General features: G+C 54.3%; 17 protein-coding genes. 4 read left to right on the forward strand and 13 right to left on the reverse strand.

The window, feature by feature from the left end; all coding sequences use genetic code 11:
* Positions 1-14 precede the first annotated feature (14 nt).
* Positions 15-809: an adenosylmethionine decarboxylase gene (speD, locus tag I6L53_RS17805; protein WP_042323781.1), complete on the forward strand. Its 795-nt coding sequence runs from the start codon at positions 15-17 to the stop codon at positions 807-809.
* 46 nt (positions 810-855) lie between these two features.
* Here speD and I6L53_RS17810 read toward each other — a convergent pair whose 3' ends face one another.
* The 7 genes from I6L53_RS17810 to acnB all read right to left on the reverse strand — a co-directional run bounded on the left by I6L53_RS17810 (position 856) and on the right by acnB (position 8,426).
* On the reverse strand, positions 856-1,101 hold the full coding sequence (locus I6L53_RS17810) for a YmjA family protein (RefSeq protein WP_042323783.1): 246 nt from the start codon (positions 1,099-1,101) through the stop codon (positions 856-858).
* A 39-nt stretch (positions 1,102-1,140) separates the two neighbouring features.
* Entirely contained in the window at positions 1,141-1,908 is a 768-nt protein-coding gene (locus I6L53_RS17815; RefSeq protein ID WP_042323785.1) for a DeoR/GlpR family DNA-binding transcription regulator, read from the reverse strand.
* A gap of 9 nt (positions 1,909-1,917) precedes the next feature.
* Positions 1,918-2,901, reverse strand: a complete 984-nt coding sequence (locus I6L53_RS17820; RefSeq protein WP_084196644.1) for a D-threonate 4-phosphate dehydrogenase — start codon at positions 2,899-2,901, stop codon at positions 1,918-1,920.
* The gene (gene dtnK, locus I6L53_RS17825; RefSeq protein WP_042323788.1) at positions 2,891-4,162 is read right to left on the reverse strand and encodes a D-threonate kinase; all 1,272 of its coding nucleotides are present in this window, start codon (positions 4,160-4,162) and stop codon (positions 2,891-2,893) included. Before dtnK ends, I6L53_RS17820 begins: the two co-directional genes overlap by 11 nt.
* Positions 4,159-5,112, reverse strand: a complete 954-nt coding sequence (locus I6L53_RS17830) for a 2-keto-3-deoxygluconate permease 1 (protein ID WP_042323791.1) — start codon at positions 5,110-5,112, stop codon at positions 4,159-4,161. Before I6L53_RS17830 ends, dtnK begins: the two co-directional genes overlap by 4 nt.
* Before the next feature lie 179 nt (positions 5,113-5,291).
* Positions 5,292-5,654: a protein YacL gene (gene yacL, locus I6L53_RS17835; RefSeq protein ID WP_042323792.1), complete on the reverse strand. Its 363-nt coding sequence runs from the start codon at positions 5,652-5,654 to the stop codon at positions 5,292-5,294.
* Between the two features lie 174 nt (positions 5,655-5,828).
* Positions 5,829-8,426, reverse strand: a complete 2,598-nt coding sequence (gene acnB / locus I6L53_RS17840) for a bifunctional aconitate hydratase 2/2-methylisocitrate dehydratase (RefSeq protein WP_094464849.1) — start codon at positions 8,424-8,426, stop codon at positions 5,829-5,831.
* A 399-nt stretch (positions 8,427-8,825) separates the two neighbouring features.
* Between acnB and I6L53_RS17845 the strand changes: the two genes are divergently transcribed.
* Both I6L53_RS17845 and I6L53_RS17850 read left to right on the forward strand, forming a co-directional pair.
* A complete protein-coding gene (locus I6L53_RS17845) occupies positions 8,826-10,457 on the forward strand; it encodes a DUF3300 domain-containing protein (protein ID WP_042323804.1) in 1,632 nt (543 codons plus the stop codon).
* Between the two features lie 12 nt (positions 10,458-10,469).
* The gene (locus I6L53_RS17850) at positions 10,470-11,261 is read left to right on the forward strand and encodes a DUF2950 family protein (RefSeq protein WP_042323806.1); all 792 of its coding nucleotides are present in this window, start codon (positions 10,470-10,472) and stop codon (positions 11,259-11,261) included.
* Positions 11,262-11,316: 55 nt separating this feature from the next.
* Here the strand turns inward: I6L53_RS17850 and lpdA are convergent, their stop codons facing one another.
* The 4 genes from lpdA to pdhR form a co-directional block, all read right to left on the reverse strand.
* Entirely contained in the window at positions 11,317-12,744 is a 1,428-nt protein-coding gene (lpdA, locus tag I6L53_RS17855; protein ID WP_042323808.1) for a dihydrolipoyl dehydrogenase, read from the reverse strand.
* A gap of 199 nt (positions 12,745-12,943) precedes the next feature.
* Positions 12,944-14,830, reverse strand: coding sequence for a pyruvate dehydrogenase complex dihydrolipoyllysine-residue acetyltransferase (gene aceF / locus I6L53_RS17860; protein ID WP_042323810.1), 1,887 nt, complete (start codon positions 14,828-14,830; stop codon positions 12,944-12,946).
* Between the two features lie 14 nt (positions 14,831-14,844).
* The gene (gene aceE, locus I6L53_RS17865; protein WP_042323813.1) at positions 14,845-17,508 is read right to left on the reverse strand and encodes a pyruvate dehydrogenase (acetyl-transferring), homodimeric type; all 2,664 of its coding nucleotides are present in this window, start codon (positions 17,506-17,508) and stop codon (positions 14,845-14,847) included.
* Between the two features lie 162 nt (positions 17,509-17,670).
* Positions 17,671-18,435, reverse strand: coding sequence for a pyruvate dehydrogenase complex transcriptional repressor PdhR (gene pdhR, locus I6L53_RS17870; RefSeq protein ID WP_042323815.1), 765 nt, complete (start codon positions 18,433-18,435; stop codon positions 17,671-17,673).
* 593 nt (positions 18,436-19,028) lie between these two features.
* Between pdhR and aroP the strand changes: the two genes are divergently transcribed.
* Positions 19,029-20,402 carry an aromatic amino acid transporter AroP gene (aroP, locus tag I6L53_RS17875; RefSeq protein ID WP_094464847.1) on the forward strand — a complete coding sequence of 458 codons (1,374 nt, stop codon included), beginning with the start codon at positions 19,029-19,031 and terminating at the stop codon, positions 20,400-20,402.
* A gap of 74 nt (positions 20,403-20,476) precedes the next feature.
* On the opposite strand, the gene ampE is transcribed toward aroP, so the two are convergent.
* Positions 20,477-21,331 carry a beta-lactamase regulator AmpE gene (ampE, locus tag I6L53_RS17880; protein WP_042323820.1) on the reverse strand — a complete coding sequence of 285 codons (855 nt, stop codon included), beginning with the start codon at positions 21,329-21,331 and terminating at the stop codon, positions 20,477-20,479.
* Positions 21,328-21,891, reverse strand: coding sequence for a 1,6-anhydro-N-acetylmuramyl-L-alanine amidase AmpD (gene ampD / locus I6L53_RS17885; protein WP_042323822.1), 564 nt, complete (start codon positions 21,889-21,891; stop codon positions 21,328-21,330). The genes ampE and ampD overlap by 4 nt, the downstream gene beginning before the upstream one ends.
* Positions 21,892-21,907 lie beyond the last annotated feature (16 nt).

Genomic DNA, 21,907 nt, shown 5'->3' on the forward strand with positions numbered 1-21,907 from the left:
GAGAAGATAAGAAATTGAAAAAACTGAAACTGCACGGCTTTAACAACCTGACCAAAAGTCTGAGTTTTTGTATTTACGATATCTGCTATGCCAAAACCGCCGAAGAGCGCGACGGATACATCGCCTATATCGACGAACTCTACAACGCCAACCGCCTGACCGAAATTCTGTCAGAAACCTGCTCCATCATCGGCGCCAATATCCTGAACATCGCCCGTCAGGATTACGAACCTCAGGGTGCCAGCGTCACCATTCTGGTGAGCGAAGAACCTGTCGATCCGCGACTTATTGATACAACCGAGCATCCCGGTCCGCTACCAGAAGCGGTGGTTGCCCATCTCGATAAGAGCCATATCTGTGTGCATACCTATCCGGAGAGCCACCCGGAAGGCGGATTGTGTACCTTCCGCGCGGATATTGAGGTCTCAACCTGCGGCGTGATTTCCCCGCTGAAGGCGCTGAATTACCTGATCCACCAGCTTGAATCCGACATCGTGACCATCGATTACCGCGTGCGCGGCTTTACCCGTGATATCAACGGGATGAAGCACTTTATCGATCATGAGATTAACTCCATCCAGAACTTTATGTCCGAAGATATGAAGTCGCTGTATGACATGGTGGATGTGAACGTGTATCAGGAAAATATCTTCCATACCAAAATGCTGCTCAAAGAGTTCGATCTTAAGCACTACATGTTCCACACCCGGCCGGAAGAGTTAACTGAGGCAGAGCGTAAAGAGATTACCGCTGCGCTATGGAAAGAGATGCGTGAGATTTACTACGCGCGCAATATTCCGGGCGTTTAAGAAAACCGTCAGGAGCGCGTCGGCGCTCCTGTTCTGGGGACTGAGACTATTCATTCCCCCATTGATTGAGGAATTCCGCGATCTCATCAATGCGTTGCGCATCAATGCCGGCTTCGCTGGCCATCTCTTGTTGCGCGTCTTCGCTGATCTCTTCGTTATTCATCAAACGCGTAATCAGTAGCTGAAAATAGTGCGCCAGGGGTTCACGTTCTGAATCCTCTACGGGTTTCGCACACTCCGTCGAATACTCATCCACAATGTCATAATATTTCAGCGGTATTTCATTACCCATCACTCATCTCCTGGGGTTATCCCAACGTTGGTTACGATGTTACTCAGGCTGTACCAGCGTCAGGGCGACGGATTGCGCCTTCAGTTCGGCCTGCACGGCTTGCGGTAAATTAACATCGGTAACGACGTCGGTAAAGCGACTGAGCGGAGCAACATTAAACAAGGAATGCGCGCCATATTTGCTGCTGTCAGCGAGTAACACCTTACGTTGGGCGTTGGCGATAATTTCCTGTTTCAGTCCCGCTTTGTCCTCTGTCGGCGTGGTCACACCCTTTTCCATACTCCAGGTATTACAGCTCATAAACGCGATATCGGGGTAGACGCTACGCAGCATTTTGCGCCCAAATTCGCCGATGCAGGATTGGCTGCTGTCATCAATCCGCCCGCCGACAATCGTCACTTCTATCTGGCGAAACTCAGATAAAAACAGGGCAATGTGCAGATCAACGGTAATGACTCTGAGAGGAAGATGAGTTAAACATTTTGCCAGCTCCAGCATGGTGGTCCCGGCATCGAGAACTACGGCATCGCCCGCATGTACCATCGAGGCGGCATAACGCGCGATCGCCCGTTTTTCGGCGGGCGAACGCAGTTGCTTCTCATTGGTCGTCGGTTGTACTGCTTCAAAGCGCCGTAACGCAACACCGCCGTGGCTGCGACTGATCACCCCTTGTTCATCCAGTTTGATCAGATCGCGTCGGATCGTTGCCGGCGATGCGTCAACGGCATCCACCAGTTGCTCCACGGTAACCAGCGTATGATTTTTCAAATACGCCACAATCTTATCCAGACGGTGTTGTCCTTTCATAACAGGAAATTACGCCAGTTGCATTGCCAGTTTAATCGATACGGCCATGCTCTCAGATTTTGCTTTTCCCGTCCAGGCGATATCAAATGCCGTCCCGTGATCGGCAGAGGTGCGGATAAACGGCAAGCCCGCGGTGATATTGACGCCATCATAAAAACCCAGCAGCTTCAGCGGAATATGGCCCTGGTCGTGATACATCGCTACCACCATGTCATATTGACCTTCATACGCCTGTAAAAACACGGTGTCTGGCGGGCACGGACCGTAAACGTCTATCCTTTTCGCCTTCATGTTCTCAATCGCCGGACCGACGATACGGATCTCCTCATCGCCAAACAATCCGTTCTCACCGGCATGCGGGTTCACCCCGGCTACTGCAATACGCGGATGCGCAAACCCCACGCGCTTCAGGAAGGTATCGGCAATACCAATGACGGTCTCCACACGCTGGCCGTTGAGGGTATCGAGGAACTTACGCAGAGCGATATGGGTGGAAACATGGATAACTTTCAGCTTGTCAGTGTAAAGCACCATCGCGTAGTCGCGGCTTTCCGTCAGCGTCGCCAGCAGCTCGGTGTGTCCCGGGAAATGGTGTCCGCCAAGATGCAGCGCTTCTTTGTTCAACGGCGCGGTAGCGATGGCATGGACGTCGCCTTTCATTGCCAGTTCCGTCGCCCGTTTTACGCAGCGATAAGCCAGATCGCCCGCCTGTGCCTGTACTTTACCCGGTTCCAACGCCTCCGGTTGTGCCAGCGGTTCATCAATGACATGAATGACGCCAGGTACGAATCGGGCATCCGCTACCTGCGTAATAGCACGGAACGTTACGCCCTCAGCCAGACCGTTGGCCTGCAAGCGCTTCAACGTTTGCAGGCATCCCACCACCACCAGCGGCGCGCCGTTGAGTTCATCTTCACTGAGCGCTTTAACAATAATTTCCGGACCGATCCCCGCAGGGTCGCCCATCGTAATCGCGACTGTTTTAGTTACCACTGTACATCTCCTCAATAAAATAAAGCGCATCACAAAGGGTACTGTCGGAGCCGAATCCTCCCGCTTTGGTGATCACCGGCAGATCGTCAATTTCGCTGTTCACGAACGTTCCACACGGAATACACGGCGCCACCTCGCTCTGAATGCGATAGCCTTCCGCCCCCAGCGCACTGGCTACGGCGGTCGCGATGTCCCCCCCGGTCAGGAACAGGCCGCCAATACGCGCCTGCTCAATAATATGCAACGTGATTGTCCCAAGACGCTGACTCAACCGTTCGCCAAGCGCCTGGCGACTCATCCCCACGCTGGCGCACAGCGTGTCGATCATCTGTCGGTCTTCCGCACTCCGACTGGTACGTAAAATCGTATGGTGTTGATGGCTCAGTAACGCACAGGCCTGCTCCACCACCGACGCTATCTCCTGCTCGAAATGGTCAGAGGCCAGCCGTGAGGCATCAATATCGACAACCTTCGCCCTGTCCTGACACAGCGCCTTGTCTATCTGACGCCGCGTAGCTTCACTCATCGAACCCGCGACGACCAACACCGGAAGCTCTTGCTTTTCCTGCATGAACATTCTGACGGGTAGCGCATTGGCGAGTCCGGCGGCACCGACCAGCAACGGCAATACGTCCTGCTCACAAATAGCATGCGCAATCAGTGACAAATCACGATCCTCAACCGCATCCACCACCACCATGCACTCACCTTCTGCCACGAAAGCGGCTAACCGCGCGCTCAGCCGTCCGCAGCGGACGTCGTCGAGCGACACTTCATGCACCGGAATGTCACTTTGCAGCGTGACCAGTTCCGCAATGCGCGAAGAGATAATCGGCGTTTTGGGATCGCTGGCAAATTCAGTCTCCAGTAACGGGGTTCCATTGACCAGGCACAGTCCGTCACGCGTCGTGCGTCCTGCCGCGGGTATCGCGGCAGCAATCACGGCCAGTTTTCGGTTGGCGGCACGCATCGCCGCCGTCACCTCGGCCCCCACGTTGCCACGAAACGTAGAATCGATTTTTTTATACACCAGCGGCGTGATTGCCCCCTCACACCAGGGAGCTAAGGCCTGTTGAACCGCCTGAGCGGCTTGCGCCGCCGGGATTGCCCGGCTCTCCGTGTTGATCACCAGCACATCGGCACGACGAGAAGGCTTCTGCGCCGGGGTGAGCATCACCTCCGTACGTGCGCCTTTTTTCGCCAGCTGCACGCCGGTATCGTTAGAGCCCGTAAAATCATCGGCGATAACGATCATTTTCATGCTTTATTCTCCTCGACAACCTGACGCGCCTGCTTTTTGGCAACCCACGAGGTGAGAATTGGGGTCAGGATCGCGGTAGTAATTACGGAGGCGGCAATCAGCGGCGCGGCAGCGGCGGCGACTTCCGCCAGCGAAGGGTCAGCCTGGGCAATCGCCAGCGGCGTTGCGACGGCATTCCCGGCGGTACTGGAGGCAGCCGCTCCGGCAATCCCGGTACCGCCCACCAGACGGTCTGCGCGGATGTTAAAGAAGCCGCCAACGAACGTGGTCAACACCCCCAGCAGGATACCCGCCAGACCGCCCTGCAACAGCATTTCGAGGTTGATGCCGGCCCCCAGCGCAAAGGCAAAGAACGGAATCAACAGCGGCCCGCCTTTGGTCAGGAAGTCACGCATGTTGTGATCAAGGTTACCGAGGATCATACCGACGACCAGCGGAACCAGTACGGCCACCAGCGCCATGATCGGAATGTTAGCCATGCCCGCGGCACCCAGCGCGATCATCGTAAAGAACGGACCGTCATTAAGAGACAGAATTGAGATTGCACCGACATCACGCTCGTTGCCGAACTCGCCGACTAACGCCGCATAAAGTCCCCCGTTCGAGTTACTCATGGCAGCAATAATCGCCAGCCCACTTAAGCCAAAGATCCCTTCGGCCCCGAACAGGTGCTCAACGCCGAGACCGATCGCAATGGCGATCAGCAGTTTGGTCAGGGTGATCGTCCCCCCCTGTAGCAAAGCCTGAGGCGCCGCTTTTACGCTGATCCCTGCGCCCATGCACAGCAGGAATGCACCGATCAGCGGCGCAGCGCCGTTTTTAAACAGCGCGGTAGTAAATCCACCGATTTCCAGCGCCTGCGGGGCAAAGGTATTGATAATGGCACCGATAACCAATGGCACAACCATCATGCCACCGGGTACACGTTCTATTGCCTTTTTGATGTTCATGGTCTTCCCGCCTGTTGTCATGTTGTGATTAAAAAAAATCATAGTGATTATATTTAATCAAGTAAAGATCACAAACGCGTCAGATCACACTTTTAAAATGATTAATAAAAATCAAACAATCATTTATCTGCAAAAAAAAGCCGGACGCAAACGCCCGGCTTCAATGAGCTTGAAATCATTCAGGATTGACGCAGAAATTCCCGGTATGCGTTTACCACCTGCAGAAAATCCTCGACGCCACACAGCGACAGACTCTCTTCATCGTAGTAGTTCATCCCCTCTTCCATTTCGTCGCCGGTAAACTCCAGTTGATTGGCGCGGATCATCACCTCTTCGCCATCCATCCAGAGCGTATATTCGTGCCCCGCCCGTTGCCAGGAACGTTCGCTGCCTTTCACCGCGTGTGCCGCCTGTTCCACTTCGTCCAGTAGAGCCAGGTTTTCTTTCACTTCTTCATTAAACCAGTGTCCCACCACTTCGTGACCCATGGACATGCGCACTTTGACCACTCCGGTAACATCACGCAGAAATTCGTAATCCATAATGTAGTCCTCTGCTCCCGGCAATGCGCCATTACCGCATTGCGCCTTGCCTTAATTATCGCAGCCTGGACGCAGAAAAAAAGCGGATCGCGTATAAGGAATGGAAATAAAAATGCCCGGAGAAGCACGCTTCACCGGGCATTGATGCCTTTTTACACGAAATGCGTTAACGCATTACACCGCTGTCTGGAAAATCACACCGTCGGCTTTCTCAGTGTACTGAGAGAGTTGGTCGAAGTTCAGATAACGATAAGTATCGACGGCTGTTTTATCCACCTGCGCCACATAGGTCTGGTACTCTTCCGGCGTCGGCAGTTTGCCGATCAGGGCCGCAACCGCCGCCAGCTCGGCAGACGCCAGATAGACGTTCGCACCGGTGCCTAAACGGTTCGGGAAGTTACGCGTGGACGTTGATACTACCGTCGCCCCGTCTGCGACACGCGCCTGGTTACCCATGCACAGTGAACAGCCCGGAATTTCAATACGCGCACCGCTCTTACCAAAGACGCTGTAGTAGCCTTCTTCGGTCAGCTGCGCCGCATCCATACGGGTTGGCGGTGCCACCCACAGACGCGTTGGCAACTGGCCTTTATGCGCATCCAGCAGTTTACCGGCGGCACGGAAGTGACCGATATTGGTCATGCAGGAACCGATGAATACTTCATCGATTTTATCGCCCTGAACCTCAGAGAGCAGACGCGCGTCGTCCGGATCGTTTGGCGCACACAGGATAGGCTCTTTGATATCGGCCAGATCGATGTCGATCACCGCGGCATATTCAGCATCCGCATCGCCTTCCAGCAGTTCAGGTTCCGCCAGCCATTTTTCCATACCCTGAATGCGACGTTCCAGCGTACGACGGTCGCCATAGCCTTCCGCGATCATCCACTTCAGCAGAACGATGTTGGAGGTCAGGTATTCAACGATCGGCTCTTTGTTCAGCTTGATGGTACACCCTGCCGCAGAACGCTCGGCAGAAGCATCGGTCAGCTCAAATGCCTGCTCGACTTTCAGATCCGGCAGACCTTCGATTTCGAGAATACGGCCAGAGAAAATATTCTTCTTACCTTTCTTCTCCACGGTCAACAGACCCTGTTTGATCGCGTACAGCGGAATAGCATGTACCAGATCGCGCAGAGTGATACCCGGCTGCATTTTGCCTTTGAAACGCACCAGTACCGATTCCGGCATGTCCAGCGGCATGACGCCGGTCGCAGCAGCAAACGCCACCAGACCCGATCCTGCCGGGAAGGAGATCCCGATCGGGAAACGGGTATGGGAGTCACCACCTGTACCAACAGTATCCGGCAGCAGCATACGGTTCAGCCAGGAGTGGATCACGCCATCACCCGGACGCAGCGAAACACCGCCGCGGTTCATAATGAAGTCCGGCAGCGTGTGGTGTGTCGTGACGTCAACCGGCTTCGGATACGCTGCGGTGTGACAGAAAGACTGCATCACCAGATCGGAAGAGAAGCCCAGGCACGCCAGGTCTTTCAGTTCGTCACGGGTCATTGGGCCGGTGGTATCCTGAGAACCCACGGAGGTCATCTTCGGTTCGCAATACGCGCCCGGACGGATACCCGCTACGCCACACGCACGGCCAACCATTTTCTGTGCCAGCGAGTAACCACGAGTGCTTTCCGCCACATCTTTCGCCTGACGGAACACGTCGCTGTGCGGCAGGCCCAGCGCTTCACGCGCTTTAGTGGTCAGACCGCGACCGATGATCAGCGGAATACGACCGCCCGCGCGAACTTCATCAACCAGCACGTCGGTTTTCAGTTCAAAACTCGCCAGCAGTTCGCCGGTTTCATGGTTACGAACTTCACCTTTGAACGGGTAAACGTCAATCACATCACCCATGTTCAGGTTCGACACATCCACTTCGATTGGCAGTGCGCCAGCATCTTCCATAGTGTTGAAGAAGATAGGGGCGATTTTACCGCCGAGGCACAGACCGCCGCCGCGTTTGTTCGGCACGTGCGGAATGTCATCGCCCATAAACCACAACACGGAGTTAGTGGCGGATTTACGTGAAGAACCGGTACCGACGACGTCACCGACGTAAGCCAACGGGTAGCCTTTACTTGCCAGAGCGTCGATCTGTTTGATCGGACCAACGACACCCGGCTGATCCGGCTCAATGCCTTCACGGGCGTTTTTCAGCATCGCTAACGCGTGCAGCGGGATATCCGGGCGAGACCAGGCATCCGGTGCCGGAGACAGGTCATCGGTGTTGGTTTCACCGGTCACTTTGAAGACGGTGACGGTCATTTTTTCAGCCAGCGGAGGACGGCTCAGGAACCATTCGGCATCTGCCCAGGACTGCATCACCTGCTTCGCAAATTCGTTACCCGCTTTGGCTTTTTCTTCTACGTCATAGAAGTTATCGAACATCAGCAGCGTATGGGAGAGCGCTTTGGCGGCAATCGGTGCCAGTTTGGCATCGTCCAGGGCGTCGATCAGCGGATGGATGTTGTAACCACCCTGCATGGTGCCGAGCAGTTCAATCGCTTTTTCAGGCGTAATCAGTGGGGAAGTCGTTTCGCCTTTAGCAATGGCAGCGAGGAAACCCGCTTTGACATAGGCGGCTTCATCGACGCCAGGGGGAACACGGTTGATCAACAGGTCTAACAGGAATTCTTCTTCGCCCGCAGGCGGTGCTTTCAGCAGCTCGACGAGCGCGGCCATTTGGGTTGCATCTAAGGGTTTGGGCACAATCCCCTCGGCGGCACGTTCTGCTACGTGCTTACGGTATTCTTCTAGCACGACGGTTCTCCTCGCTCTCATTGTCATAGTGCGGCGCTTTTTCGATGGGCGATTCTCTTCACGCTCCTGTGAGACAGCAGTTTGTAGGGTAAATGCCCGGTACCGCAATGGGCAGAATAACAGGATTTTAGTGAGGTGTTAATCTGTTTACAAAAAAGCAACATAAAAAAGTGGCTGAATCGTTAAGGATGGTCTAATGCCCTTTTCGATTTCAGAAGCGGGGAATTAATCGCTGTTACGAATCGTCACACTATTTCGCATTCTTATAATCACTCTGCTGTACCGATCCCAAGATTAGTCAAAAATTAAACTATCGTCTCTTTATACTCACGCAACACTGCACCTGCGGGTGGCAGCACTTCGACCATTGCGATTTCAAGGCAAATCGGGAGTAAGAATATGACGTTGCCCTTTAAACCCCACGTGCTTGCGCTGATCTGTAGCGCCGGGCTACTTGCTGCTTCAGGCGTGCTGTATGTCAAAAGCCGTACACCGGAAGCCCCGACGCCCGTCGCGGTGCAACCGCCCGCGTCAGCCGAAGTCCCTCCGGCTCCGGTTGCGAAAGCGAGCTTTACCACAGCGCAAATCGATCAATGGGTTGCGCCAATAGCCCTCTATCCGGATCCGCTGCTTTCTCAGGTTCTGATGGCTGCGACCTATCCGGCTAACGTCGTTCAGGCGGCGCAATGGTCGCATGATAATCCGACGCAGCAAGGCGATGCCGCCATTCAGGCCGTCGCAAACCAGCCATGGGACCCCAGCGTGAAGTCGCTGGTTGCCTTTCCGCAGCTCATGACGCTGATGGGGGAAAACCCGGAGTGGGTGCAAAACCTCGGTGATGCGTTTCTGGCACAACCGCAGGATGTCATGGATTCAGTTCAGCGCCTGCGCTTACTGGCCCAGCAAACCGGCTCGCTGAAATCCACCCCGCAGCAGACGGTGACCAGCACGCCGAAAAAGAGTGTCGCGGCCACGTCGTCGACTCCATCCACACCGTCCAGTACGGCGACTGCGCCTGCGGCAACGGTGATTAAAATTGAGCCTGCCGATCCGCAGGTGGTGTACGTCCCCAGCTATAACCCCTCCACAGTTTATGGCACCTGGCCCAACACCGCGTATCCCCCGGTGTATCTCCCACCGACGCCAGGTGAACAGTTTGTCGGAAGTTTTGTTAAAGGCTTCGGTTACAGCCTTGGCGTCGCCACCACCTATGCGCTGTTCAGCAATATCGACTGGGATGACGATGATCACCACCACGATGACGATCATCATCATGACGACGATCGTCATGGCGGTAATGGCTATCAGCACAACGGCGATAACATCAATATCAACGTCAATAACTTCAACCGCATCTCCGGGCAGAATCTGAAAACGCAGAACATGACCTGGCAGCACAACCCTGCTTTTCGAGGCGGCGTGCCGTATCAAAACGCCTCAACGGGACAGCGTTTCCATCCGACCAACGTCAGCGGCGGTCTCAGTGCCACACAGCAGCCTGCCGCGACGGCTTCCCGCGACAGCCAGCGTCAGGCGGCGATGGCACAACTGCAACAGCGTCATCCGGATGCGTCTAAAGCGCTGCCTCAGCAGCAGCCAATCGCAACGCGTGATGCCCAGCGCAAAGCCGCCTCTCAACAGTTGAATCAGGTTGCCCAGCGCAATAACTATCGCGGCTACGACGACAATGGTAACCACACACGCCGTCAGGCCGCGCAGCAGACGTTGAAACAATCGACCACCCCGGCACAACAACAGCATCGTGACGATCTCAGAGCCAAAGCACAGCAACGCCCGGTCTCACAACAGCAGCGGGAGACGGCACGTCAGCGTGTTGACTCCTCTTCACCGCAACCGCGTCAGTCGGCATTCCAGCAAAACCGCGCGAATGCCTTTAGCGGCAATGACAGTCGCTCGCCGAACTGGCAGTCGCAACAGCAGCGCGGTCAGGAAAGTCGTCGTCTGGGCAATGTACAACGTGGGACTTCGCACGAACGCCTGTCACAATCCCACGAATTTCACCGTCGTTAACCGGAGCCCATAATGAAAAAAATACTGTTAAGCACCCTGCTGCTCTCGCTACCGTTAATGAGTTACGCCCAGCAGATGTTTGCCACTCCGGACGATGCCGCAAACGCGTTTGCTAAAGCGATTGCCGGAAATAACGACGCTGAACTTACCTTCGTGCTCGGCGATGACTGGCGACAGTTTTTGCCTTCTGAGGGGGCAGACCCCGAAGCTGTCGCACGTTTTAACCGCGACTGGAAAGTCAGCCATCAGATTGTGCAACAAGGTAATATGGCCCACCTGAACGTCGGTCAGGAAAACTGGCAGTTGCCTGTCCCCATGGTGAAGACGAGCAAGGGCTGGCATTTCGATATGTCCGCGGCACAAGATGAGATCCTGACGCGCACGATTGGCCGCAACGAACTCTCGGCGATTCAGGCCATGCGCGCCTATGTCGACGCTCAGTACGACTACTGGCAGCGCAAACAGGCTTTTGCTACCCGGATTATCAGCCACACCGGTCAACAGGATGGCCTGTACTGGCCCGTAAAACCTGGCGAAACGCCCAGCCCGTTAGGACCGGCCTTCAGTCCTGACTCGCCTGGTGAAGGGTATCACGGCTACTATTTTCGCATTATTGCCAGCGACAACGAAAAAGGATTCGCGCTGCTCGCCTGGCCCGTCAGTTGGGGCGAAACAGGCGTGATGAGCTTTATGGTAAGCCAGGACGATCGCGTGTATCAGACGGATTTGGGGGAAGATAGCGGGCTGAAAGCCATCGCCATAGAAAAATTTACCCCCCACGATCCCTGGAAACCGGTGGAGTGACAGGCAACAAAAAAGCGGCATTTACGCCGCTTTTTTGTTGCCAGAAGACTGAAGATTACTTCTTCTTCTTCGCTTTCGCGTTCGGCAGGTCAGTGATGCTCCCTTCGAACACTTCTGCCGCCAGGCCAACGGACTCGTGCAGAGTCGGGTGCGCGTGGATGGTCAGCGCGATATCTTCTGCGTCACAGCCCATTTCGATAGCCAGACCGATCTCACCTAACAGCTCGCCGCCGTTAGTGCCGACAATCGCCCCACCGATCACACGGTGAGTTTCTTTGTCGAAAATCAGTTTGGTCATACCGTCTGCGCAGTCAGAAGCGATAGCACGGCCAGAAGCAGCCCACGGGAAGGTGGCAGTTTCAAAGCTAATGCCTTTCTCTTTCGCTTCTTTCTCAGTCAGACCCACCCATGCCACTTCTGGTTCAGTGTAGGCAATAGATGGGATCACTTTCGGATCGAAGTAGTGCTTCATGCCGGCGATAACTTCAGCGGCAACGTGACCTTCGTGAACACCTTTGTGCGCCAGCATCGGCTGACCGACGATATCGCCGATAGCAAAGATGTGCGGCACGTTGGTACGCAGTTGTTTGTCAACGCGGATAAAGCCACGGTCGTCCACTTCCACGCCGGCTTTGCCCGCGTCGAGGTTTTTACCGTTCGGCACACGACCGATAGCCACCAGCACGGCATCATAGCGCTGCGCTTCAGCCGGGGCTTTTTTGCCTTCCATGGAAACGTAAATACCGTCTTCTTTCGCTTCAACGGCAGTCACTTTGGTTTCCAGCATCAGGTTGAATTTCTTACCGATGCGTTTGGTGAAGACTTTAACGATGTCTTTGTCAGCCGCCGGGATAACCTGGTCGAACATTTCAACCACGTCAATCTCTGAACCCAGCGCATGGTACACGGTACCCATTTCCAGACCGATGATACCGCCACCCATGACCAGCAGACGCTTCGGTACGGATTTCAGTTCCAGGGCGTCGGTAGAGTCCCATACGCGCGGATCTTCATGCGGAATGAACGGCAACTGGATCGGACGGGAACCCGCCGCGATGATCGCGTTGTCGAAGTTGATCACGGTTTTGCCGTTCTCACCTTCCACTTCCAGGGTGTTCGCCCCGGTGAATTTACCCAGACCGGTAACCACTTTCACTTTACGGCCTTTCGCCATACCCGCCAGACCACCGGTCAGCTGAGTGATTACTTTTTCTTTCCAGGTACGAATCTTGTCGATATCGGTTTTCGGCTCGCCAAAGACGATACCGTGTTCAGCCAGCGCTTTGGCTTCTTCGATAACTTTTGCAACGTGCAGCAGCGCTTTAGAAGGGATACAGCCGACGTTCAGACAAACACCACCGAGGGTGCTGTAACGTTCTACGATTACGGTTTCCAGACCTAAATCAGCGCAACGGAAGGCTGCAGAGTAACCTGCGGGGCCTGCCCCAAGTACCACGACCTGAGTTTTGATTTCAGTACTCATCATGACCTCTTAATTTATTTCCGGCGATCCCTGGTCTTGTCGCCCATCGTCCACCGGGTCGTTCTATCCGTCCGTATTTTACAAAATTGTTAACAATTTTGAAACAACAAAACGGCAACGATTTATCTTTAGCTCCAATAACCCCAAAACCATCATGAGATTACCAGAAAAAAGCCGGCCGTCGGGCCGGCTTTTTTGCTTACATCACCAGGCGGCGAATGTCAGACAGCATATTGTTGATGATGGTAATGAAACGCGCACCATCAGCACCGTCAATCACGCGGTGGTCGAAGGACAGAGAGATCGGCATCATCAGACGCGGTACAAACTCTTTACCGTTCCACACCGGCTCCATCGCCGACTTGGACACACCGAGGATAGCCACCTCAGGCGCGTTCACAATCGGTGCGAAGTGGGTTGTCCCCAGGCCGCCGATGCTGGAGATGGTGAAGCAACCGCCCTGCATTTCGCCAGCGGTCAGCTTACCGTCACGTGCTTTCTTCGAGATCACCGTCAGTTCGCGAGACAACTCGGTAACGCTCTTCTTGTTCACGTCTTTAAAGACCGGAACCACCAGACCGTTTGGCGTATCAACCGCCACACCGATGTTGATGTATTTCTTCAGCGTCAAACGCTGGCCGTCTTCAGACAGTGAACTGTTAAAGCGAGGCATCTGCTCAAGCGCCGCAGCAACCGCTTTCATGATGAAGACCACCGGGGTGAATTTCACATCCAGTTTACGCTTCTCAGCTTCGGCGTTCTGCTGTTTACGGAACGCTTCCAGATCGGTGATATCGGTTTTGTCGAAGTGCGTAACGTGCGGGATCATCACCCAGTTACGGCTCAGGTTAGCACCAGAGATTTTCTGGATGCGGCCCAGTTCCACTTCTTCGATTTCACCAAACTTGCTGAAGTCGACTTTCGGCCACGGCAGCATGCCCGGAATACCGCCACCTGCTGCGGCTGCCGGAGCGGCTTCCGCACGCTTGATAGCGTCTTTCACGTAAGTCTGAACGTCTTCACGCAGGATACGACCTTTACGGCCTGTGCCCTTCACTTTCGCCAGGTTCACGCCGAACTCGCGCGCCAGACGGCGAATCAGCGGGGTCGCATGAACATAGGCGTCGTTTTCAGCAAACTCAGATTTGCCTTCCGCTTTCGCAGCCGGAGCGGCGGCAACGGGTGCAGCGGCCGGAGCCGGTGCTGCTGCCTGCTGTGGCGCGGCGGCGGCAGCAGGTGCTGCGCCTTCCACTTCGAAGACCATAATCAGAGAACCGGTTTTTACTTTATCGCCGGTGCTGATTTTGATTTCTTTTACGGTACCCGCGAACGGCGCCGGGACTTCCATTGACGCTTTATCGCCTTCAACGGTGATCAGTGACTGCTCAGCGGCCACTTTGTCGCCCACTTTGACCATTACTTCGGTGACTTCAACTTCGTCGCCACCGATATCCGGTACGTTAACGTCTTTCGCGCCAGTGGCAGCAGGAGCCGCAGCGGCGGCTGGAGCGGCTGCCTGTGCAGGCGCAGCAGCAGGTGCAGCCCCCGCCACTTCGAAGACCATAATCAGGGAGCCAGTGGACACTTTGTCACCGGTGTTGATTTTGATCTCTTTCACAGTGCCCGCGAACGGTGCCGGCACTTCCATCGAAGCCTTGTCGCCTTCAACGGTGATCAGTGACTGTTCAGCCGCAACGGTGTCGCCCACTTTAACCATGATTTCAGTGACTTCAACTTCGTCGCCGCCGATATCCGGTACATGTACTTCTTTCGCGGCCGCAGCTGCGGGGGCCGCTGCCGGAGCCGCTTCTTTCTTCTCTTCTGCCGGAGCAGGTGCAGCGGCTGCTGCACCGTCAGCGGAATCGAATATCATGATAAGTGCGCCGGTCTCGGTTTTGTCGCCAACAGAGACTTTGATCTCTTTAACAACGCCAGCCTGCGGAGACGGGACTTCCATAGAGGCTTTATCGCCTTCTACGGTGATCAGCGACTGTTCAGCTTCAACCTTGTCGCCCACTTTGACCAGAATCTCGGTGATTTCAACTTCATCTGCCCCGATGTCCGGTACTTTGATTTCGATAGCCATTATTCTTTTACCTCTTACGCCAGACGCGGGTTAACTTTTTCTGCATCGATGTTGAATTTGGTAATTGCATCCGCAACCACTTTCTTATCGATTTCGCCACGTTTAGCCAGTTCGCCCAGTGCCGCTACAACCACGTAGGAAGCATCCACTTCGAAGTGGTGACGCAGGTTTTCACGGCTGTCAGAGCGACCGAAACCGTCGGTACCCAGTACGCGATAATCATCAGCCGGTACATAAGTACGAACCTGTTCGGCAAACAGTTTCATATAATCCGTTGAGGCGACTGCCGGTGCGTCGTTCATCACCTGAGCGATGTACGGAACGCGCGGCGTTTCCAGCGGGTGCAGCATGTTCCAGCGCTCACAGTCCTGACCATCACGTGCCAGTTCAGTGAAGGAGGTGACGCTGTACACATCAGAGCCCACGCCGTAGTCTTTCGCCAGAATCTGTGCCGCTTCACGAACGTGACGCAGGATAGAACCGGAGCCCAGCAGCTGAACTTTACCTTTGCTACCTTCCAGGGTTTCGAGTTTGTAGATACCTTTACGGATACCTTCCTCAGCACCTTCCGGCATGGCTGGCATGTGGTAGTTTTCGTTCAGCGTGGTGATGTAGTAGTAAACGTTCTCTTGTTTCTCACCGTACATACGCTCCAGACCATCGTGCATGATGACTGCAACTTCGTACGCGTAAGACGGATCGTAAGAGATACAGTTCGGGATAGTCAGAGACTGAATGTGGCTGTGACCATCTTCGTGCTGCAAACCTTCGCCGTTCAGCGTTGTACGACCGGACGTCCCACCAATCAGGAAGCCACGCGCCTGCTGATCACCTGCTGCCCAGCACAGGTCGCCGATACGCTGGAACCCGAACATGGAGTAGTAGATGTAGAACGGAATCATCGGCAGGTCGTTGGTGCTGTAAGAGGTCGCCGCCGCCAGCCAGGAAGAACCTGCGCCCAGCTCGTTGATCCCTTCCTGCAAGATCTGACCTTTCTCGTCTTCTTTATAGTAAGCAACCTGCTCACGGTCCTGCGGGGTGTACTGCTGGCCGTTCGGGCTGTAAATACCGATCTGACGGAACAGACCTTCCATACCGAACGTACGCGCTTCGTCGGCAATGATCGGAACCAGACGATCTTTGATCGATTTGTTCTTCAGCATCACGTTCAGGGCACGAACGAAAGCGATAGTGGTGGAGATTTCTTTGTTCTGCTCTTCCAGCAGCGCGCCGAAGTCTTCCAGGGTTGGCAGTTCCAGCTTCTCAGTGAAGTTCGGCTGGCGGCTCGGCAGGTAGCCGTGCAGTTTCTGACGCTGCGCGTGCAGATAGGTGTGCTCTTCAGAACCTTCCGGGAAGGTAATGTAGGACAGTTTTTCAACCTGCTCGTCAGTGACTGGAACATTGAAACGGTCGCGGATATGACGCACGCCGTCCATGTTCATTTTCTTAACCTGGTGCGCGATGTTTTTACCTTCGGCGGTGTCACCCATGCCATAACCTTTGATGGTATGGGCAAGGATTACCGTTGCTTTGCCTTTGGTGTCCTGCGCTTTTTTCAGTGCCGCATAAACTTTCTTCGGATCGTGACCACCACGGTTCAGCGCCCAGATCTGCTCATCAGTCCAGTCAGCAACCAGTGCTGCGGTTTCCGGGTATTTGCCGAAGAAGTGCTCACGAACGTACGCACCATCTTTGGATTTGAAGGTCTGGTAGTCGCCGTCAACGGTTTCGTTCATCAGTTGGATCAGTTTACCGCTGGTATCTTTACGCAGCAGCTCATCCCAACGACCACCCCACATCACTTTAATCACGTTCCAGCCAGCGCCCTCGAAGATGCCTTCCAGTTCGTTAACGATTTTGCCGTTACCGGTGACCGGGCCATCCAGACGCTGCAGGTTACAGTTGATGACGAAGACCAGGTTGTCCAGCTTCTCACGGGTCGCGATGGTGATCGCCCCTTTGGATTCCGGCTCGTCCATTTCACCGTCGCCCAGGAAGGCATAAACGGTCTGTTTGGAGGTATCTTTCAGGCCGCGGTGTTCCAGATATTTCAGGAATTTAGCCTGGTAGATCGCACCGATTGGGCCCAGACCCATAGAAACGGTCGGGAACTGCCAGAATTCCGGCATCAGTTTCGGGTGCGGATAGGAAGACAGGCCATTGCCATGAACTTCCTGACGGAAGTTGTCCATCTGCTCTTCAGTCAGACGGCCTTCCAGGAAAGCACGGGCGTAAATGCCCGGGGAGATGTGACCCTGGAAGTAAACCAGGTCGCCGCCATCCTGCTCATTGCGGGCGCGGAAGAAGTGGTTGAAACAAACATCGTACACCGTCGCAGAAGACTGGAAGGATGCCATGTGGCCGCCCAGCTCGAGGTCTTTTTTAGACGCACGCAGTACGGTCATGATGGCGTTCCAACGGATAGCAGAACGAATACGACGCTCCAGCTCCAGATTGCCCGGGTATTCCGGCTCATCTTCAACGGCAATAGTGTTGATGTAATTGCTTGCCCCTGTACCTGCCGCTACTTTCACGCCGCCTTTGCGGGCTTCAGAAAGAAGCTGGTCGATCAGATACTGAGCGCGCTCAACACCTTCTTCACGGATGACCGATTCGATCGCCTGTAGCCAGTCGCGAGTTTCGATCGGATCCACGTCATTTGGGAAACGTTCTGACATGGGGGTATTCCTTATCTATCTAATACGTTGAGTTATCTGGAACCTGTCCCATTGAGTTCTCGCCAAAGAACGCAATAAGACAGGTTCTGCGTTTAGTTGCCGCGCTTTAGAGTAGCGCTCGATTTACAACATCTTCTGGCTAACAAACCACCAGAAAAATCACTAATTCTTTCGCTGCTCCAGACGACGTAAGGCGCGTTCACGACGGCTTTCCTCACGGCTGCGGTCAAGCAGAATTTCTTCGATAAACGCCAGGTGGCGATGTGATGCTTCACGCGCCTCTTCTGGCTTACCGGCAATAATCGCTTCGAAAATACGGGTGCGGTGACTACTCACCAGCGGAAGCATCTCGCGACGCGAATAGAGCAACTCGAAGTTCTGACGAACGTTCTGGGCCAGCATAGGTTCCATACACCTTAGCAGATGAAGTAAAACCACATTGTGTGCCGCTTCGGTGACAGCAATTTGATACTGAAGGACCGCATCGGACTCAGCATCGCGATCGCCCGACGCTTGCGCCAGTTCAATGGCATGGTGCAGTTCACGAATGCGTGTTTTGTCTTCATCCGTGCTGCGCAGCGCAGCGTAATATGCAGCGATGCCTTCCAGCGCATGGCGCGTCTCAAGCAGGTCAAATTGGGATTCAGGATGGTCGGAGAGCAGTTCTACCAGTGGATCGCTGAAGCTCTGCCACAGGCTGCTCTGAACAAAAGTGCCGCCGCCCTGGCGACGAAGCAGCAATCCCTTCGCTTCGAGACGTTGAATCGCCTCGCGCAAGGAGGGACGGGAGACGTCGAACTGTTTCGCCAGTTCGCGTTCCGGTGGGAGTTTTTCGCCCGGGCGCAGTGTGCCCTCGAGGATCAAAAACTCCAGCTGTTGCTCAATCACATCGGATAATTTTGGTTGGCGGATTTTGCTGTAGGCCATGATGTCCTGTCTTAAGCCATTTGCCCGAAGTCAATTGGTCTTACCAATTTCATATCTGTGACGCTAAAGTAACAAAGTATTCACCTTATGTCCATACAGGTTTTGATTGAAATCAGGAAACCAGGCACATTTTAACAACATCACAGAATTAACGTTTCAAACATGTAACTATGCACAAATGTTAAATTTACCACTCGCGAGGTAGTTTTAACCTTATTGAAACGAAGAAAAATCCTGGTTGAACCGATTCAGATGCATCATTACCCGAATTTAAAGCATAAAAAATCACTTTATACCTAACAGTGATGTTACCAGGGGATAAGTGGAGGGGCGGACAACTGCTCTCTTTTTATTCAACTCGTCATCATCCATTCACAAAGCAGGTGCATTCCCTGCCGCATACCATTATTCTGTTCCGGACAAAAGAGTTTCGGCGACATTTTAAAAATCACAACTGTAAACATAATAATACAACAGACGGAATTGCAAACTTACACGCATCACTGCGTAGTACAAATAATAATTACTCAAATAGTTCGGGTCGTCTTTGGCGGCAGCCTGAAATCTGAAGAGTAAACCACACACGAGGTTTCATGATGGACAGTCAGCAGCACGGCGAGCAGCTAAAGCGCGGCCTTAAGAACCGCCATATCCAGCTTATCGCGCTGGGCGGCGCGATAGGAACAGGTCTGTTCCTGGGAAGCGCCTCCGTTATCCAGTCCGCAGGCCCCGGTATTATTCTGGGTTATGCGATAGCGGGTTTTATTGCCTTCCTTATTATGCGTCAGTTGGGTGAGATGGTGGTTGAGGAGCCGGTTGCCGGCTCGTTCAGTCACTTTGCCTACAAGTACTGGGGGAGTTTTGCAGGTTTTGCGTCGGGCTGGAACTATTGGGTGCTATACGTGCTGGTCGCGATGGCGGAACTGACCGCCGTCGGCAAGTACATTCAGTTCTGGTGGCCAGAGATCCCCACCTGGGTTTCAGCAGCCGTCTTCTTCATCGCGATCAACGCCATCAACCTGACCAACGTAAAAGTGTTCGGTGAGATGGAGTTCTGGTTTGCCATCATCAAAGTCATCGCCGTGGTAGCGATGATCATCTTCGGCGGCTGGCTGCTGTTCAGCGGCAACGGTGGCCCGCAGGCGACCGTTCGTAACCTGTGGGAACAGGGCGGGTTCCTGCCTCACGGTATGACCGGGCTGGTGATGATGATGGCGATTATCATGTTCTCTTTCGGCGGGCTTGAGCTGGTCGGTATCACCGCCGCTGAAGCCGATAACCCGGAACAGAGCATTCCCAAAGCCACTAATCAGGTTATCTACCGTATTTTGATCTTCTATGTGGGTTCACTGGCCGTTCTGCTTTCCCTGCTGCCGTGGACGCGCGTTACTGCCGACACCAGCCCGTTTGTTCTGATCTTCCACGAACTGGGCGATACTTTCGTCGCAAATGCGCTGAATATCGTGGTTCTGACGGCGGCGCTGTCGGTATACAACAGTTGCGTTTACTGTAACAGCCGCATGCTGTTTGGTCTGGCGCAACAGGGTAACGCCCCAAAAATCCTGCTCACTGTCGACAAACGCGGTGTGCCGGTGAATACCATCATCGTCTCGGCGCTGGTGACAGCACTGTGCGTGTTGATCAACTACATGGCGCCGGAATCCGCCTTCGGTCTGCTGATGGCGCTGGTGGTCTCCGCACTGGTGATCAACTGGGCGATGATCAGTCTTGCACACATCAAATTCCGCCGCGCCAAGCAGCAACAGGGAGTGAAGACTCGCTTCCCGGCGCTGTTCTACCCGTTGGGTAACTGGGTTTGCCTGCTCTTCATGGCGGCCGTGCTGGTGATTATGCTAATGACCCCGGGTATGGCGATTTCGGTCTACCTCATCCCGGTATGGCTGGTTGTCCTGGGCATCGGTTATCTGTGTAAACAGAAAACCGCGAAGACGGCGAAAGCACATTAATTCCTCAAACCCTCACCCGTTCTGGGTGAGGGTCTCATCCTGAGTAACCTTCTGCGCCAGCATTGCTTTCACGTTTAAATCAACGTGCCATAAATCGTCAGCACGGCAATCACCACCACTAAGGCAAACGACGTTTTTTTCGCCATAGAAACAGCCGCTTTCGGCGTTTCAACCTTATCAGTATGCGGCTCACGTGCCAGCGAGAACTGCGCAAGGCGCGTTAACACCTGATACTGCGAAGTGTGCAAATCCGCCAGCGAGGCAAACCACGCGGGCAGCGCTTTTTCGCCGTGCCCGATCAGGGCATACACCACGCCCGCCAGACGCACCGGGATCCAGTCCAGAATATGAAGAATGCCATCGATACCTGACTGTAAACGCTCATGCGGCGTCTGATAACGCGCCAGCCAGGACTGCCACGAGCGCAGGAAAGCGTAACCCACCAGCAGTACCGGTCCCCACGGACCGCCAACGATCAGCCAGAATAACGGGGCGATATAGAAACGGAAGTTAATCCACAGCAGTGCATTTTGCAGTTCACGCAAAAACTCACGCTCATTGCAATCCGGCGGAACGCCATGAATCATCGTCAGTTCGCTGGCCATCGCCGTTCGGGCATGCGCATCATCGCGCGCCGCCGCGTTAAGATAGGCGTGATAGTGCATCCGCACTTTACCCGCGCCAATACACAACAGCCCGATCAGAATCCACACCACGATCGTCGGCACATTAAACAACAGATCTTCAAGCGCGCGCAGCAACAGAAACGTGACCACCATTGCGATGATCATCATCCCCAGCGTACGCGCCACCGAGAAGCGTTTGACTCGACGGAAAAAAGCTTCTAACCGGTGATCTAACTGCCAGTGTTCGCCCAGCTTAAACAAGCGCTCGACGAGCAGCACCAGTAATGTCGTAAACAGCGTCATGTCATCTCCTTATCTGACGAGGCGGTGACCAGGGCGCGAAACCTTGCCCAGTCAAAAGCAGGACCGGGATCGGTCTTACGCTCAGGCGCAATATCGCAGTGCCCGGTTATGTTTTCGGCAATGGCCGGGTAAATCTTTATCAATGCACGCGTGACGGCAGCCAGTTGCTGGTACTGAGCATCGGCGTAGGCCAGCGTATCGGTTCCTTCCAGCTCAATGCCAATCGAAAAATCATTGCAGCGTTCACGCCCATGATAGCTCGACACACCGGCATGCCATGCACGTTTATCGAAGGGAACATACTGAACGATTTCGCCATCGCGGCGAATCAGACAATGGGCGGAAACGCGAAGATGCGCAATGTCGGCAAAAAAAGGATGGGCGGTGGGATCAATCGTTCCGGTGAATAGTGCGTCAATCCACGGACCGCCAAACTCGCCGGGCGGCAGGCTGATATTGTGCACCACCAGCAAAGAAGGGACTTCATCATCCGGGCGGCAATCGTAATGCGGAGAAGGAACGCGTCGCGCTTCTGCCAGCCAGCCCTCGTCTAACAACATGCTGAATCTCCTTTTG

This window comes from Citrobacter farmeri, from assembly GCF_019048065.1.
Taxonomy (GTDB): Bacteria; Pseudomonadota; Gammaproteobacteria; order Enterobacterales; family Enterobacteriaceae; genus Citrobacter_A; species Citrobacter_A farmeri.

Bases quoted from the DNA above. Each gene is read 5' to 3' on its own strand.
- I6L53_RS17850 (WP_042323806.1), top strand. From the start codon at position 10,470: ATGAAAAAAATACTGTTAAGCACCCTGCTGCTCTCGCTACCGTTAATG.
- I6L53_RS17830 (WP_042323791.1), bottom strand. From the start codon at position 5,112: ATGAACATCAAAAAGGCAATAGAACGTGTACCCGGTGGCATGATGGTT.
- I6L53_RS17845 (WP_042323804.1), top strand. From the start codon at position 8,826: ATGACGTTGCCCTTTAAACCCCACGTGCTTGCGCTGATCTGTAGCGCC.
- lpdA (WP_042323808.1), bottom strand. From the start codon at position 12,744: ATGAGTACTGAAATCAAAACTCAGGTCGTGGTACTTGGGGCAGGCCCC.
- ampE (WP_042323820.1), bottom strand. From the start codon at position 21,331: ATGACGCTGTTTACGACATTACTGGTGCTGCTCGTCGAGCGCTTGTTT.
- yacL (WP_042323792.1), bottom strand. From the start codon at position 5,654: ATGGATTACGAATTTCTGCGTGATGTTACCGGAGTGGTCAAAGTGCGC.
- aroP (WP_094464847.1), top strand. From the start codon at position 19,029: ATGATGGACAGTCAGCAGCACGGCGAGCAGCTAAAGCGCGGCCTTAAG.
- dtnK (WP_042323788.1), bottom strand. From the start codon at position 4,162: ATGAAAATGATCGTTATCGCCGATGATTTTACGGGCTCTAACGATACC.
- aceF (WP_042323810.1), bottom strand. From the start codon at position 14,830: ATGGCTATCGAAATCAAAGTACCGGACATCGGGGCAGATGAAGTTGAA.
- aceE (WP_042323813.1), bottom strand. From the start codon at position 17,508: ATGTCAGAACGTTTCCCAAATGACGTGGATCCGATCGAAACTCGCGAC.
- I6L53_RS17815 (WP_042323785.1), bottom strand. From the start codon at position 1,908: ATGAAAGGACAACACCGTCTGGATAAGATTGTGGCGTATTTGAAAAAT.
- pdhR (WP_042323815.1), bottom strand. From the start codon at position 18,435: ATGGCCTACAGCAAAATCCGCCAACCAAAATTATCCGATGTGATTGAG.
- ampD (WP_042323822.1), bottom strand. From the start codon at position 21,891: ATGTTGTTAGACGAGGGCTGGCTGGCAGAAGCGCGACGCGTTCCTTCT.
- I6L53_RS17810 (WP_042323783.1), bottom strand. From the start codon at position 1,101: ATGGGTAATGAAATACCGCTGAAATATTATGACATTGTGGATGAGTAT.